Origin of the sequence: Pandoraea aquatica (assembly GCF_902459565.1) — a bacterium.
GTDB classification, from domain to species: Bacteria; Pseudomonadota; Gammaproteobacteria; order Burkholderiales; family Burkholderiaceae; genus Pandoraea; species Pandoraea aquatica.
On the sequence record NZ_CABPSN010000003.1, the window covers coordinates 744,876 to 760,455 of the forward strand.

The window sequence follows — 15,580 nt, forward strand, 5'->3', positions numbered from 1 at the left end:
GATTGACTGCGCGTCCCAACGGCAGGACGCGCGCTCGCTATGCTCAGGAAGGCACGTCGGATGCAGCGTCGGTTGGGCCGGGACGCGTGCGCTGAAGGCCTTCGAGCCATGCCCGGATGGTGGTCTCGTCTCGTGACGGCGGTGCGCCGTCCGGACCCGGTACGCCGGACGGATGCGGGTGGCGAACCATGGTCTTGTGCGCACTCGCGCGCACTTCTCCCGGACTGACACCGAACCGCCGACGAAACGCGCGGCTGAACACGCTTTCGCTCGAAAAACCGTAACGGTAGGCGATCTCGATGATGGCGATTCGCTGGCCGGTCGAGAGCAGGAGTTCGTCGAAGCACCGATCGAGCCTGCGGGCCTGAATATAGGCTTGCACCCCGCCGTCCGCCTGAAACCATCGGTACAGATTGGATCGCGAGATCCCCATCGCCAATGCGATCTGTTCCGGCGACAACTGTTCGGCGTGCAAATGACGCTCGATATGCGCCTGCACCAGGCGCTTGACGCCGTCGCGAAGCACTTGCTGCGTCGGCGCGTCGTTGTCCAGGAGCTTCGACTGTGCGCCGCCCAGCAGAATCAGACTTGCATTCACGGACGCCGCCATCTCTTCGTTCGTGAGCATGTGCGCGCTTCGCGTGAGTTCGCTCAGGTGCGAGGCGAGTAGTCGGGAGGTACCCAGCGCTGGATCCAGTACGGCACCATGCAGCTTGCGGTTGCGCAGCGACGTCGGCAGGCGGTCGCGCGGCACGGTGAGCGTGATCGTCGAAAACGAGGGCGTGCGGCTGTTCACGGTCTGCCCGAGATCAAACACGCTGATGGCCCCGGCACTGGCGTTGACCGTGCGCTTGCCGTACTCGCCCTCGATGCCGCCGGAGGTCACCAACTGGATCATCAGGTGATCGACGTGACTGCGCCGCACGTCTGCCGCGCTGCGGCGATGCGTCATGGTGGCCGAGCAGGTGCTCCGGCTGATCAGACAATCGCCCAGATGCGTGCCGCTCATTTCCCCCTGAAACCCCTGAGGGCTCGTTTCGATGCCAACGTCGACATAAGGTCGCACCAACGTGCGCCAGATCTCCGGTGCCTCCGGGTGTGTCCGGCTGTCGAACCGGGCGAAGAATTGCCGCGACGCGTCGTGCATGGTTTTCAGGTCCCTTGTGAACTCACCCGCAACAACTCCCCGAAGCGAGCTTCGCACCAGCGCATGACATCGTTGGGTTCACGACCGAACCGCCACAGCATGCGCACCGGCAACTGCGGAAGACCGAGGTCGTCGCAGCGAAGTTCATGAAGATCTTCGTACGCCGCGATATCGATGGGCAGCACCGCCCAGCCCAGCTTGTCCACGACCATGCTGGCAATGACGTACGAGCTGTCCGCGCGCCAGATCGATGGGCTCAGTTGCAACGGCGTGATGTCGTCCATTTGCAACAGAAGCTGACGATATTTCGCGAGATCGCCGCGCGTGACCTGATCGCGATACGCCAGCGGATGGTCGCCGGCGACGAACACGCCCTGCACGGCCGAGCCGACGTACTTGTGGCCGAGCGCCGACGAAATCGCCCCACGGTCGACGTGAAAGCCGATATCCGCGCGCTGCTTCTCCACGTATTCGGCGACTTCCGTCGAGGTGCCGTTGAGCAGCGTCAGTTCGAGATAGGCGAACTGATAAGCGAGGTCGCGCACCAGTTCGCTGACGGCCTGATACGGCAACGCCTCGTCCAGCGCCAGCGACAGCTGGGGCTGCTCACCGAACGCCAGCGCGTTTGCCCGATGGTTCAGCCCCTCGGCCTGGCGCAGCAGTTCCTTGGCTTCGAGCAGCATCACCTCGCCCTGATCGGTGAGGCGTGCATTCCGACGGCTGCGGTCGAATAGCTCAAATCCCAAATCCGCTTCGAGCAGCGAAATTGCCGTGCTCACCGCCGACTGGGCTTTCCCCATACGACGGGCGGCAGCGGATATCGAGCCGTCCTCCGCTGCCGCCACAAAGTAGCGCAATTGTTCAATTGTCCAGTTCATCCATTCATTTTATAGATAGGTTCCAACTTTTTCTAACAACAATTTAGCGGCAGAATCGCGCAGCTCCAATATGAAACGCCAGATTGAAATGCCAACATAGGCTTGGCGGCAGACGACCGGATCCCCCGGTCCGGTGGTCTTGGGCATAGACCTCCTTCGCGCAACGCGTACCTGCCGTCCATGGTGTCTCCGGAGCGATGCGGGGCCCCCGGTCCTCCCCCATCGCTGGCTCATTTGCAGCCAGCCCGTCGCTCGACGCCGCGCACCGAACGCGGTTGCGACACCCTTGACCGGATGTCGTAAATCCAACGTGCTTACATGTCATCGAAAATCGATAACCGAACTCTCCGTACCCGTTTCGGAGTCCTGACGGGTGTCTCCGCCACCCTGATCGCCAGCGTGTTGCTTCTCGCCGCGTGCTCTGGCCGTGACAAAAAGGAAGAAGCCGACGCCACACCGGAGGCCGTCGTGCGCACGGTCGAGCGTCGTGCCGAGCCGCTCACGACCGAGCAGCCCGGCCGTCTCGAGGCCTACCGCAGTGCCGACGTGCGCGCCCGTGCGGGCGGCGTCGTCATGGAGCGTAAATACCAGGAAGGCCAGAAGGTCGCCAAGGGCGATGTGCTGTTCCGCATCGATCCGCAGCCGCTGTCCGCTGCGCTCGACGCCGCGCGCGGTGCACTCGCCAAGGCGCAAGCCGAACACGATTCCGCGAAAGACAAGATCGAGCGCTATCGTGGCCTGCTTGAGGAGCGCGCCATCAGCGCCCGTGAAGACGCCGAGTCCCGTGCCGCCGAAGCGCGTACGCGTGCCGAAGTGCTGGCTGCTCGTGCTGAAGTGCGTAAAGCGGAACTCAACCTCGGCTACACGAGCGTCGTCTCTCCTATCGCGGGACGCGTGCGTCGTGCCGAAGTCACCGAAGGCGCGCTGGTCGGCCTCGACTCGCCCACATTGCTCACGCGAGTGGAACAGATCGATCCGATCTACGTGAACTTCTCGCAGCCCGCCGCACAGGTCTACGCCATGACGCGCGACCTGCGCGCAGGCAAGCTCGAGCATGGCAACGAGGCGGCCGCGCCACAGGTGCACGTCACGCTGCCGGACGGGCGCGAGTACACCTTGCCCGGCAAGCTGCTTTTCACGGATCTGGCCGTCGACCCGGGCACGGACACCATCGCCATGCGCGCATTGCTGCCGAACCCGGACGGCGTGCTGCTGCCCGGCGCATTCGTGCAAGTGCGCATGCAAGGCGCGGTGAATCCGAATGTCGTGCGTGTACCGCGCGAAGCGCTCACGCGCACCACGGCAGGTGCCATCGTCCGTGTCGTCGACGCCAGCGGAAAAGTGCACGACCGTAAAGTCCACGCCGATGCCATCGAAGGTCATGACTGGCTGGTGACGGAGGGTCTCAAGGGCGGCGAGCAGGTCATCGTTCAGAACCTGACGCAGTTCTCCGACGGCATGAAGGTCAAGACCAAGGTCGCAGGCAATGAAGCCAAAGATGCCAAAGACATGAAGAACGCCGGCGAAGGCACCGCCAAGTCCACCGACGCCACGCCGCAAGGCAACGGCAGTCCGGCCTCCAAAGCGGAGACGTAATCCAAATGGCTCGTTTCTTTATCGATCGCCCGGTCTTTGCCTGGGTGATCTCTCTGATGATTACGCTCGTCGGCCTGCTGGCCATTCGGGCGCTACCCGTCGCGCAGTACCCTGACATCGCCCCGCCGATGGTCAGCGTGTACAGCAGCTACCCGGGTGCTTCGGCGAAGGTCGTCGAAGACTCGGTCACGGCCATCATCGAACGTCAGATGAACGGTGCGCCGGGGCTGATGTACACGTCGGCCACCAGCGGTAACGGCGAGTCGTCGGTCAACCTCACGTTCCGTCAGGGCACCAGCCTTGATCTGGCCGCCGTGGAAGTGCAGAACCGGCTGAAGACGGTCGAGTCGCGCTTGCCGGAAGTCGTGCGTCGCTATGGCGTGAAGGTGGAGCGTGCGGCCGACAACATCCATATGGTGGTGACGCTGTCGTCGCGCAACCCGGCTATCGGCGAGTTCGATCTGGGTGAGCTTGCGGCGGCGCAGGTCGTCAACCAGCTCAAGCGTGTGCCCGGCGTCGGTCAGGTGCAGTTCTGGGGGACGGAGAAGGCCATTCGCATCTGGCCCGATCCGGCCAGACTCGTCGCGCTCGATCTCACGGCCTCGGACATCGTGTCCAAGGTGCGCGCCTACAACGCGCGCGTGACGGTCGGCGATCTCGGCGCGGGTTCGACGCCGACGTCCGCACCGATCAATGCGAACGTCGTTTCGGACACGACCTACTCCACGCCGGAGCAGTTCGCCAGCATTCCGTTGCGCGTGCGTGCCGACGGCTCGGCCATCCGGCTGGGCGATGTTGCGCGCGTGGAACTGGGCGCGTCGGACTACAACTATTCGTCGCGTGTCGACGGGCTGCCCGCCACTGCCATGGGCATCAAGCTCGCGGCAGGCTCGAACGCCGTCGAAGTGATGAAGGCTGTACGTGCAGTGATGGACGAGCAGGCGAAGCTGTTCCCGGCGGGCGTCGAATACCAGATGCCCTACGAGACGGCGTCGTTCGTGAAGGTGTCGATCCAGAAGGTGGTGAAGACGCTGCTCGAAGCCATCGTGCTCGTGTTCATCGTGATGTACCTGTTCATGCAGAACCTGCGGGCGACGCTGATCCCGACGCTCGTCGTGCCGGTGGCCTTGCTGGGTACGTTCGGCGTGTTGCTGGGCCTCGGGTACTCCGTCAACACATTGACGATGTTCGGCATGGTGCTGGCCATCGGCATTCTGGTGGACGATGCCATCGTCGTGGTGGAGAACACCGAGCGGATCATGGTCGAGGAGGGGTTATCTCCCTACGCGGCGACGGTCAAGGCGATGAAGCAGATCAGCGGCGCGATCATCGGTATTACGGTGGTGCTGGTGATGGTGTTCATCCCGATGGCGTTCTTCTCGGGCGCGGTGGGCAACATCTACCGGCAGTTCGCGGTCACGCTGGCGGTGTCGATCAGCTTCTCGGCATTCCTTGCGCTCTCGCTGACACCGGCGCTGTGCGCGACGTTGCTGCGTCCGGTGGCGCACGATCACCACGAGAAGCGCGGATTCTTCGGCTGGTTCAACCGCACCTTCGCGATGGGCACCGAGCGCTACACGCGCCGGGTCGACAAGACGCTGCGCCATCCGTGGCGCTCGATGTTGGTGTACGGCGCGATCCTGATCGCGGTGCCGCTGGCGTTCATGCGTCTGCCGTCGGCCTTCGTGCCGGAGGAAGACACCGGCAGCTTCATGGTGATGGCCTCCGAGCCGCAGGGCGCAACGTTGCCCGAAGCCATGACTGCGCTTAAGCGCATCGAGAGCTATCTGATGGAGAACGAGCCGGTCAAGCACGTGTTCGTGCTGGGTGGCTGGAACGAGTTCGGCGCGGGCCCGGGAGGCGGCATGCTGTACGTCACGCTCAAGGACTGGCACGAACGCACGTCGAAGCATGACGGCGTGAATGCCATCGTCGAGCGCGTGAACGCGAAGTTCACCGGCCAGCCGGATCGCATGATGATCGCGATGAACAGCCCGGCGTTGCCGGAACTCGGTTCGTCGAACGGCTTCAACCTGCGCTTGCAGGATCGTGCTGGTGTGGGCGCGGAAGTGTTCACCGCCGCACGCGACGAGTTGCTGCAAAAGGCGGCCAAAGATCCGGTGCTCAAGAACGTGATCTTTGCCGGGCAAGGTGAGGTGCCGCAGATCGACATCAACATCGACCGTCGCAAGATGGAAGCGCTCAAGGTCAGCATGGACGACGTGAACACCACGCTCGCCACCATGTTCGGCTCGGAGTATGTGGGCGACTTCATGCTCGGCTCGGAGAATCGCCGCGTGGTCGTGCAGTCGGATGGTCGTCAGCGTGTCTCACCCGAGGACATCGGCAATCTGCGCGTGCGCAACGCCAGTGGTGAGATGGTGCCGCTGTCGTCGTTCGTCACGCTCAAGTGGAAGCTCGGCTCGCCGCAGCTGAAGCGCTACAACGGCTATCCGTCGTTCACGCTTCAGGGCGAATCGGCCCCGGGCAAGAGCAGCGGCGAAGCCATGGCGCGCATGGAGCAATTCATGTCCGAGATGCCGGCAGGCATCGGTTACGAGTGGAGCGGTCAGTCGCTCGAAGAGCGGGCGTCCGGCGCGCAGGCACCGATCCTGTTTGCGCTGTCGGTGCTGGTGGTGTTCCTCGCGCTCGCGGCACTCTACGAGAGCTGGGCGATTCCGGCGGCGGTCATCATGGTGGTGCCGCTGGGCGTGATCGGCGCACTCGGTGCCGTGAGCCTGATGGGCATGCCCAACGACATCTACTTCAAGGTGGGCCTGATTGCGACCATTGGTCTGTCGGCGAAGAACGCCATTCTGATTGTGGAGGTGGCCAACGATCTCGCGAAGCAGGGCATGACGTGGTTCGATGCGGCGGTGGAAGCTGCGCGACTGCGTTTGCGTCCGATCGTGATGACGTCGCTGGCGTTCGGCTTCGGCGTGGTGCCGCTGGCGATTGCGACCGGCCCGGCGTCGGGTGCGCAGCGCGCGATCGGTGTGGCCGTGCTGGGCGGGATCGTGACGGCCACGGTGCTGGCGATCTTCCTGGTGCCACTGTTTTTCCTGCTGGTGGGCCGCTTCGTGCGCCGCTCGCATCCGGGTAAGGATGCGCCGCACGATGCACATGAAGGCGCACCGGCCGTCGAGGGGAAGGTATGACGATGTTTCGACCCCGCATGCGCGGGATAACCGTGGCGGGCGTGTGCCTGTTCGCGCTGCTGGCCGGATGCACCATGGCACCGACGTATGAGCGTCCGGCTGCGCCGATGCCGACCACCTACGAAGCCCCGGCGGGCAGCGGTGTGCAACTGGCGCTCGCCGATCCGCTGTCGGCCGACGCCGATTGGGCCGAGGTCTTCACGGATGCGGACTTGCAGACACTGATTCGCCGCGCGCTCGCACAGAATCGCGACTTGCGGCTGGCGTCGCTGCGCGTGCAGGAAGCGCGCGCGTTGTACGGCATCGAGTCGGCCAATCTGCTGCCGAGTGTGCAGGCAGGCGGCGCGTTCTCCCGTCAACGCTACTCCGGCTCGGCCGGACAGCCCGATGGCGCGAGCAATATGCCGGGTGGTTATGTGGCCAACGATGTGCGTGCGACGGTGGGTGTGAGCGCGTTCGAGCTGGACTTCTTCGGCCGCGTGCGCAGTCTGCGCGACGCCGCGCTTGAGGAGTATCTGTCGAGCGAGGAAGCCCAACGCGCGGCGCAGGTGAGTTTGGTGGCGGAAGTGGCTACGTCCTATATCGGGTTGGTCGCCGCCAACGAGCAGATCGCCTACGCCCGCGATGTGCTGGCGGCGCGTGAGGACGGCATTCGCGTCATTCGTCTGCGCGCGGAGCGTGGGCTGGTCGACGACCTCGACCTGAACACGGAGACGACGCAGGTCGAAGTGGCGCGGGCCGCGCTGGCCGAACGTGAGCGCCAGCGCAGCGAGATCCTGCACGCATTGCAGGTGCTCACCGGCGACGTCGGTGCGAAGCCTGCGGCGGCGACGTCGCTCGACGGCGCGTTCGTGGTGCCGGTCGCAGCGGGTTTGCCGTCGTCGTTGCTGATGCGACGTCCGGACATTCGTCAGGCCGAAGCGAAGCTGCGCGGGGCTAATGCGAATATCGGCGCAGCGCGCGCGGCGTTCTTCCCGTCGGTCAGACTGACGACCGACATCGGCACCGCCAGCGCCAGCTTCTCCGATCTGTTCGGCGCGGGCACCGGCGTGTGGTCCTTCATGCCGCAGATCACCGTGCCGATCTTCAGCGGCGGGCGCAACATCCAGGGCCTGAATCTGGCGAACGTCCGCAAGGAGATGGCGGTCGTCTCCTACGAACGCGCGATCCAGACGGCATTCGCGGAAGTCGACGACGCCCTCGCGGCGCAGCAACTGCTCTCGCGTCAGTATCAGGCGCAAAAGCGTGTTTCCGATGGCGAACGCGAGCGGCTGCGGCTGGCCAAGCGCCGTTACGTGAACGGCGTGGCGAGCTATCTCGAATTGCTCGACGCGCAGCGTAGCGAGTTCCACGCGGCGCAGCAGCTGATCGACGTGAAGCAGCGGGTGCTCGTCAATCACGTGGCGTTGTATCGTGCGCTGGGTGGCGGATGGAAGCCTGAGAGTGACGCGTCGTGATGCGGACGTAGCGTGACCGCATCGGTCGACGTCAAACGAAAACCCCGCCGGGTCTTGCGATCCGGCGGGGTTTTTTCGTGCATCGTCGTCGGCCACCTGGCGACGACAGCTGCTAAGGCATTAGAACGCGAAGCGGCCTTCCGACGCGATCTTGGCGATCGGCTCGCGCGGGCTCGGCACTTCGCGCGCGCGCAGGCCTTCGGGCAGTGCGTTCACGTCGCCGCCCGGACGGCCGATGGCGATGGCCGCTTCGATCTTGTACTTCGACGACAGATCCAGTTCGTTACGGATCTTGTCGTGTTCGATGCCGGCCAGACCGTGCGTCGCCCAGCCCGAGAGCGAGGCTTGCAGGGCGAGGTAGCCCCACGCCGCACCGGCGTCGAAGCTGTGGGTCGGCGCGGGCACTTCCTTGTCGCTGCCCGGGGGCGTGAGCGTCGACTTCGAGATCACGAGGACGATGGCGGCGGCGTTCTTGGCCCACGTCTGGTTGAACTCGTTGAGGAAACCGACGAACTGGTCCCAATGCGGCGTGCCACGACGGGCGAAGACAAAGCGCCACGGTTGTGCGTTGTAGGCCGACGGTGCCCAGCGAGCCGCTTCGAAGAACGACAGCAGGGTGGCTTCGGGGATCGTTTCGTCCTTGAACGCGCGCGGCGACCAGCGGGCCACGAATTGCGGGTCGATAGGATGATCGGCTTGGCGGGTGGTGATATCGGTCATGCGAATAGTCTCGTCGGCGAAAATGCAATCAATGCGGTCAGGAGAGTCTGATCGGGCCGCTAGGATACCCCGCGCGACGCTTGATCCCAACGAATATCGCCTCACGTGCATATGACCTGCGGTTATCTCTGCCGCCACGCCTTTGTCGTCGCAGTGACTTCATCGTCTGCACGAGCGCCATCACGCGATATCATCGCCCTCCATGAACACCTTAAAGAACATGCGGATCTTCGTGCGTGTGGCCGACGTCGCGAGCTTTGCCGGCGCGGCGCGCGCGCTCGACATGACCACGCCTCAAGTGTCCAAGGCCATTTCCGAACTCGAAGCGCACCTGCGCACGCGGCTGCTGCATCGCACGACACGCAAGCTTGCCCTGACGGACGCGGGCAAGCGCTACCTGGAGCGCTGCCGGGACATCATCGCGCTGGTCGATGTCTCGGAGGCCGAAGCCGGGGCCGCGAGCGCCGCGCCGAGCGGCACGCTGCGTCTGCATGCGCCGGCCAGCTTCGGGCAGGTGTTCGTGGTGCCCGCACTGGCGCGCTTCCTTGAGCAGTACCCGGACGTCGAGGCCGACTTGCTGCTGTCGTCGCGTGTGCCCGATCTGCTGGAGGAGAACATCGACGTGTCGCTGCGGCTCGCCACGGCGCAGTTGCCCGACTCGGGGTTGGTGTCGGCACGGATTTGCCGGATGGCGTCGGTGCTGTGCGCAGCCCCCCAGTATCTTGCCGAGCATGGCGCGCCGCGCTCGCTGGACGAACTGGCGCAGCACACGCAGGTGCGCCTCAATGCACCGCACTACTCCGTCGATCACTGGCTTTTCGAAGGCCCGGACGGCGGCGTGAAGTTGCCTGTGCCCTCGGGGCGGCTACGCGTGAACACGGCCGACTCGCTGGCGGCGGCGCTCATCAGCGGCTGCGGCGTGGGGCCGGTGCCGCTGCTCTCGGCCCTCTCGGCGCTGCGCAGCGGTTCGCTGGTGCGCGTGTTGCCCGAGTACGAATTGCAGGGGACGAATGTCTACGCGGTCTACGCGTCGCGGCTTTACCTCGACGCGAAGGTCAAGACATGGATCGAGTTTCTTCGGGCTTTTGTGGAACAGGCGCTGTCTGCCCCAGACGCCGCAGCGATAGCGCAGCCACTGCGATCAGCAGGCCGATGACCAGCGACACCCAGAGAATGGCCGCGTCGCCCCAGTGGGCGCGGGCCACCGAGTAGCCCCAGGGGGCGACGGCCGAGACCGCGAAGGCGGGGGTGAGCAAGGTGCCGAGCGCCCGCGCGTAGGCCTCGTGCGAGAACAGTTCCAACGGAAGGCTGGCGCGTAGCAGCGTCGCCAGTCCGTTCAGTGCGCCGTAGAAGAAGATGAAGACCCCGGCGACGATGACGGACGACATCCCCGCCAATCCCAGCGCGAAGCACAGCGGCAGTCCGCAGCCGACCACCACGTTGAGATTCACTGCGCTCGACTGACGCGGCTGAAGCCACTCCAGCGTTCGCGCGCACACCTGACCCAGACCCCATAGTGCGGCGAGTCCGACCGGCAGCCCTTGTACGCTCAACAGCGACGTCAGATGCGCCGCCAGTCCCGACGACAGGATCGACACCAGCGCCATGATGGCGCCATAGAGCAGCGCGGACTGCCACGGCAGTGGGGCGCGTGTGTTGCGGCTGGCGTCGGTGGCCGGTGCTCGAGGGGGCGTTGGGGGCAGGCTGCGCAGCAACGCCCACGCCAGCAGGCCGAACGCGCCATACACCAGCACCCCCGGTCGCCATCCCCACGTGTCGCCGAGCCAGTTGCCGACCGGCCAGAAGACGGTGGTGGCGAGGCCGCCGATCAGCGTGATCTGCGTCATCGGCCTGCGGGCGGTGGCGCCGTAGAGGGCGGCGAGTGTGGCGAAGGCGGCGTCGTACAGCGACAGACGCATCCCCACGCCGAGCAAACACCAGGCGGCGTAGAACTGGACGAGCGTGGTGCTCGTGGCCAGCGTGGCGCATCCGGCGGCGCAAATCAGGGTGCCCAGGCACATCACGCGGCGTCCGCCCATGCGCTCCAGCCAGCGGCCCGAGAGCGGCGACACGGCGGCCATCACCAGCATGGCGAGCGACGGACCGGCGAAGACCCACGTCTGCGCCCAGCCGGTGTCGCGTGCGATACGCCACGCGAATGCGCCGGGCAGATAGAAGCTCACGCCCCAGTTGATGAGTTGTGCGAGGCCGAGCCGGAGTACAAGGGGCATGACGAAAAGGGGGAGCGATGGACCGGGGGAAGGCGTGTTCGTAGCGCGTTGTCGTCCGGGTGCTATCGGAATCTAAGCCATGCCGTGCATGGTGCGCTCACGCCATCTCTTGGTAAAGTCTTGGCATCTTATCCGGTTCATAAGGAAAACTTTGAGATGAAGCGCCTGAATCTGGATCAGTTGCAGACCTTCGCCGAAGTCGTCGACGCGGGGAGTTTCTCGGCGGCAGCGGTGCGCCTCGACCTGTCGCAACCGGCCGTCAGCCTTCAGGTGCGCCAACTGGAGCAACGCCTGAACGTGCGGCTCATCGAGCGGGTGGGTAAGCGGCTTAAGCCGACGTCCGCCGGTTTGACGCTGCTCGAACACGCGCGCCGCATCGATGCCGCAGTCGAAGAAGCGATGCAGGCGCTCTCGAGCCACGCGCGGGGTGTGGCCGGCGAAGTCGCCATCGGCACGGGGGCGACGGCCTGCATCCATTTATTGCCGCCCATGCTGCGCGCGATGCGCAAACGGCATCCGCAACTGGACATTCGGGTGAGCACGGGTAACACCGACGACGTTGTCGCAGCCGTCACGGAAAACCGGCTCGACATCGGCCTCGTGACGTTGCCCGCTGCGGGGCGCAGCCTGCACGTCACGCCGGTCTTGCGCGACGAATTCGTCGCGATCGCACCGGCGAACGACAACACATGGGGCGACGAAGTCACGCCGCACACGCTGGCCGCCGCCCCGATGGTCGCGTTCGAGTCCGGCAGCAGCACCCGCCTGCTGATCGACGACTGGTTTCTGCAAGCGGGTTTGCGCATGCGTCCGGTGATGGCGCTGGGCAGCATCGAAGCGATCAAGGAGATGGTGGCGGCCGGACTCGGATACAGCATCGTGCCGAAAATGTCGGTGAATGCCGTTCATCATCGACGCGGATTGCGTATATCGACACTCACACCGGAATTAACGAGAACGTTGGCGATTGTTGTCAGGCAGGATAAACCGCTCACGCCGGGATTGCGAAAAGTCTTGTCGGCATTGGAAGGGCTGGGCAGCGTGTTGTGAAATTCAATGAGAAAATGATTCGCACTCCACGTGAAAAAGAGTCGTTGTTTTATTGGGCAAAATTACTCCCCGCAAAACACAAGGCTCGGACTACAATGCGCGAATAACGGCATCCAAACCGGCAATTATTGAGAACGTGTAACTCGCAATGCATCACAACCTTTATCGATATGAGGGGCTGCTGGGAGCCCGCTCGGTCGAGGCGCTGGACGCCGAGTTTCAGAAGCTGACGCAAACGCTGGAGTACGACGCGCTGTTTTATGCCCCGTTGTTGCCGCGTCGCGAACGAGAAGCCGCCGCATTCCAGATGGAAGATCAGATCATTTCCGCGCAAGGCATGCCGAGTCGTCACATCTTCACGACGTTTCCACCGGCCTGGATCGAGCGCTATCAGAGCGCGGGATATGCCGAAGTCGATCCAGTGCTGATGGCGGCGAATCTGTCGCCGCTGCCGATTCTCTGGCGCACGTTTCTCATGCAAAAGCGGCCGCATCCGATCTTTGCCGACGCGAGAGCGCACGGTCTGGGCAGCGGCGTTTCGATCCCTATCTATGGTGCGGCGGGCGAGCGTGCGATCTTCAGCGCGGCGACCGCAAAATCGCCGGAAGAATCGGCCGAACTCGAAGCGCGCATGGTCGGTGAAATCTATCTGACGGCGCTCTATTTCCATCAGGCGATTCAGCAACTCGACATGCAGTGGGTCGCCAGCCGCTGCACCGGCAAGCTCAGCCCGCGTGAGATCGAAAGCCTGCTGTGGGCGGCGCGCGGGAAGACGGCTTGGGAAATCGGATTGATCCTGAAGATTTCCGAGCACACCGTCACATTTCACATCAATAACGCCAAGCGTAAACTTGGCGCGGTCAACCGGCATCAGGCGATTGCCGCCGCAATCAGCACCGGTCTGATTTCCCCCTGAAGTTATCCATTTTCAAACGAGATTCGTGAGCGCCTTTTCCGGGTGCTCTCGAAACCGCTTTGCGTTGCGAGTTCCCTTCGTAAACCACCGGATTTTTCAGTCCTTCTGCGTCCCGACATTCATTCGTTGGGAATCACGCGATTTTCGAGAGATCTGCGTGATTTCACATTTGTCGCCTTTGCCCAATGCGCGACATATTCCCGCCATTTTCGAGACATTCCACCCCTGAATTCATCCGATTTCACCCCTTTTCCGAAACGGTGTGTTGTCGCTTTGAGGCTAGTTCATTTCCTAGGGAAAACTATAATTTACTCATGGCGAAAACTGGTTAGTTAGCGGTTTTCGTCACTTTGAACGACATACGAACGATAAAAGGAGTTTTCCATGAAAAAGAACCTGCTGAGCGCCATTGCGCTGGTCAGCCTGACCGTGGCCGCCGGCTCGGCCTTCGCTGCCGATCAATCGACCGGTGTGACCCGTGAGCATGTCCGCGCCGAACTGCAAGCTGCACGTGAACTCGGCCTGTCGCCGGTGACGGAATTCAACTTCCCGTACACCTTCGAGCAATCGGTCCAGCTGCAAAAGCGCACCGCCGAAATCGAAGCTGCACAACACAGCGCTGCACCGCAAGCCCCGGCAGTCAACTGAAGTCTTGATGTGTGGAAGGGGGACAGTCAGTCCCGAGATGCATTGAAGTGTTGAAGTGGTACCCGATTCGCCGACGGCCCGCCTGATTCGTTTGATCGCATCGACCATTACGAGTCCCGCCCGCGCCGCGCGAATCTTCTTCACGACGCCCTAGCGTGTCACTTGCCACAGCCCCGCCAGAGGACCTCGGTCCCGACGGGGCTTGTGTGTTTCCGGAGGTCCGGCAGCGTATCCGATGTCATATCGTGTGATACGTGCCAGCGACCTTGTTTCAATGTGTGGATGCGTCGGACGAATGAGATTCGGCCATGGCGGCCTTGTCCTTTGCGACGCTCGACTGCCATCCGCCGCCCAGCGCCAGGAACAGATTGACCTGATCCATGGCGACCTGCGTTTCGGAGGCGGCGAGGGCTGCTTCGGCACTCGCGTGCGTGCGCTCGGCGTCGAGGCTCGTGAGGTACGGCGCACGGCCAGCCTGATAGAGCTTGTGATTCTGTTGCGCGGCGGCACGGGATTTGTCGCGCGCGTCGCGTAGCGCATCGTCGCGTTGCAACTCGCGGGTGTACGCCGAGAGCGACGTTCGTGTTTCCTGAATCGCCTTAAGCACCACACCGTCGAAATGCGCGAGCGCGGCATTCGCACCGGCTTCCATGCCCTTGATGTGCGAGCGCACGCCGTTGGTCGGCAGCGACCACGAGATCATCGGACCGACGGTCCATTGCTCGGTGCGTCCCTGACCGAAGTGCTCCAGCACGCCGTTCGCGCCGATCGATGCACCGAAGCGAATCGTCGGATACAGGTCTGCCGTCGCCACGCCGATCTTCGCCGTGGCCGATGCCAGTTCGCGCTCTGCCTGACGCACGTCCGGGCGGCGCTTGAGTAGCGCCGTGCCGTCGCCGACGGGCAGCGCCTGCGTGAGTTGCGGAATACGACGGCATTGTGTGAGGCTTGCGTCGAGCGTACCCGGCACCTTGCCGAGCATCACGGCGAGCCGGTAGTTGGCGGCTTCGTTCTGCGCCAGGTAATGCGGCAGCCCGGCACGCAACGTGTCGGCCTGCGCCTGTGCGCGCAGCAGATCGGTCGGCTGATCGCGTCCGGCGTCTACCAGCTTGCGCGTGATCGCGACGCTGCGTTCCTGCAACTTCAGTTGCTCGTTGGCAATGTCGTACTCGTGATTGGCCGCACAGCTCTGTACATAAGCGCGAACGGTCTCGGCCGCTACGCTCACACGCGCAACATCGAGCGCTGCCTGACTCGCTTCGGCGGCGGCGAGCGCGGCTTCGTCCGCACGGGCAAGCTTGCCGAAGAAGTCGATCTGATAGGAGATGCCGAGCGTGGCGACGGCAATGTTCACCACCGGCAGCTTCTCTTCCTTGAGCAGACTTTCACCCGAAATCTGCGCGCGGGCCGCTTCGGCCTGCACGCCGCCTTGCGGCAGATTCTCCGACTCCACTTCGTGATACAACGCGACCGCACGCTGAACGTTGGCCAGCGCTACGCGCACGTTCGTATTGGCCGCGAGGGCTTCCTTCACGAGCGCGTCGAGCTTCGGATCGTCGTACAGCTGCCACCAGTCGTCGGGCACCGCTTCGATAGAGACGGTGCCCGGTTGGGAGACATTCGCGAGCGCGCCGTTGGCTTCGGGCGAGCGCATGACCGAGTGTTCGGGCAGGTGGTAGTCCGGTCCGACGGTCGTGCATCCCGCGACGAGCGCGGCCGCGACAGCGACCGCACTGAGCAGAAGGAGGCGGGGCCGAGTGGTTTTCAAGGCCGCGCTCG

The 15,580-nt window shown here is 63.9% G+C and carries 13 protein-coding genes; 7 read left to right on the top strand and 6 right to left on the bottom strand.

The features are described from left to right. Positions 1-43: 43 nt before the first annotated feature. From PAQ31011_RS14110 to PAQ31011_RS26390, 3 genes are read right to left on the bottom strand one after another with little or no spacing between them, the layout of a single operon-like run. Complete coding sequence (locus PAQ31011_RS14110) at positions 44-1,147, bottom strand: helix-turn-helix domain-containing protein (protein ID WP_150576380.1); 1,104 nt, start codon at positions 1,145-1,147, stop codon at positions 44-46. Between the two features lie 5 nt (positions 1,148-1,152). Beyond that, positions 1,153-2,025, bottom strand: a complete 873-nt coding sequence (locus PAQ31011_RS14115; RefSeq protein ID WP_174990108.1) for a LysR family transcriptional regulator — start codon at positions 2,023-2,025, stop codon at positions 1,153-1,155. Positions 2,026-2,034: 9 nt separating this feature from the next. Further along, positions 2,035-2,172, bottom strand: coding sequence for a hypothetical protein (locus PAQ31011_RS26390; RefSeq protein WP_174990109.1), 138 nt, complete (start codon positions 2,170-2,172; stop codon positions 2,035-2,037). A gap of 171 nt (positions 2,173-2,343) precedes the next feature. On the opposite strand from PAQ31011_RS26390, the gene PAQ31011_RS14120 reads away from it, so the two are divergent. The 3 genes from PAQ31011_RS14120 to PAQ31011_RS14130 are packed head-to-tail and all read left to right on the top strand — an operon-like array spanning position 2,344 to position 8,236. Beyond that, positions 2,344-3,621 (top strand): efflux RND transporter periplasmic adaptor subunit, encoded by a 1,278-nt coding sequence (locus PAQ31011_RS14120; protein WP_150576381.1) that lies wholly within the window; start codon positions 2,344-2,346, stop codon positions 3,619-3,621. A gap of 5 nt (positions 3,622-3,626) precedes the next feature. Continuing rightward, entirely contained in the window at positions 3,627-6,779 is a 3,153-nt protein-coding gene (locus tag PAQ31011_RS14125) for a multidrug efflux RND transporter permease subunit (protein WP_150576382.1), read from the top strand. Between the two features lie 17 nt (positions 6,780-6,796). Further along, positions 6,797-8,236, top strand: coding sequence for an efflux transporter outer membrane subunit (locus tag PAQ31011_RS14130; RefSeq protein WP_246179557.1), 1,440 nt, complete (start codon positions 6,797-6,799; stop codon positions 8,234-8,236). 120 nt (positions 8,237-8,356) lie between these two features. Here the strand turns inward: PAQ31011_RS14130 and PAQ31011_RS14135 are convergent, their stop codons facing one another. After that, a complete protein-coding gene (locus PAQ31011_RS14135; RefSeq protein WP_150576384.1) occupies positions 8,357-8,956 on the bottom strand; it encodes a nitroreductase family protein in 600 nt (199 codons plus the stop codon). Positions 8,957-9,158: 202 nt separating this feature from the next. Here PAQ31011_RS14135 and PAQ31011_RS14140 point away from each other — a divergent pair, with 202 nt between their 5' ends. Further along, complete coding sequence (locus PAQ31011_RS14140; protein WP_150576385.1) at positions 9,159-10,112, top strand: LysR family transcriptional regulator; 954 nt, start codon at positions 9,159-9,161, stop codon at positions 10,110-10,112. On the opposite strand, the gene PAQ31011_RS14145 is transcribed toward PAQ31011_RS14140, so the two are convergent. After that, on the bottom strand, positions 10,012-11,187 hold the full coding sequence (locus tag PAQ31011_RS14145) for an MFS transporter (protein WP_150576386.1): 1,176 nt from the start codon (positions 11,185-11,187) through the stop codon (positions 10,012-10,014). The two genes, PAQ31011_RS14140 and PAQ31011_RS14145, sit on opposite strands and share 101 nt — an antisense overlap. A gap of 156 nt (positions 11,188-11,343) precedes the next feature. On the opposite strand from PAQ31011_RS14145, the gene PAQ31011_RS14150 reads away from it, so the two are divergent. From PAQ31011_RS14150 to PAQ31011_RS14160, 3 genes are all read left to right on the top strand, one after another. Then, complete coding sequence (locus PAQ31011_RS14150) at positions 11,344-12,237, top strand: LysR family transcriptional regulator (protein WP_150576387.1); 894 nt, start codon at positions 11,344-11,346, stop codon at positions 12,235-12,237. Positions 12,238-12,385: 148 nt separating this feature from the next. Then, positions 12,386-13,153 (top strand): autoinducer binding domain-containing protein, encoded by a 768-nt coding sequence (locus PAQ31011_RS14155; RefSeq protein ID WP_150576388.1) that lies wholly within the window; start codon positions 12,386-12,388, stop codon positions 13,151-13,153. Positions 13,154-13,537: 384 nt separating this feature from the next. Next, on the top strand, positions 13,538-13,801 hold the full coding sequence (locus tag PAQ31011_RS14160; protein WP_039400593.1) for a DUF4148 domain-containing protein: 264 nt from the start codon (positions 13,538-13,540) through the stop codon (positions 13,799-13,801). 271 nt (positions 13,802-14,072) lie between these two features. On the opposite strand, the gene PAQ31011_RS14165 is transcribed toward PAQ31011_RS14160, so the two are convergent. Next, positions 14,073-15,569 (bottom strand): efflux transporter outer membrane subunit, encoded by a 1,497-nt coding sequence (locus tag PAQ31011_RS14165; protein WP_246179558.1) that lies wholly within the window; start codon positions 15,567-15,569, stop codon positions 14,073-14,075. Positions 15,570-15,580: the final 11 nt, after the last annotated feature.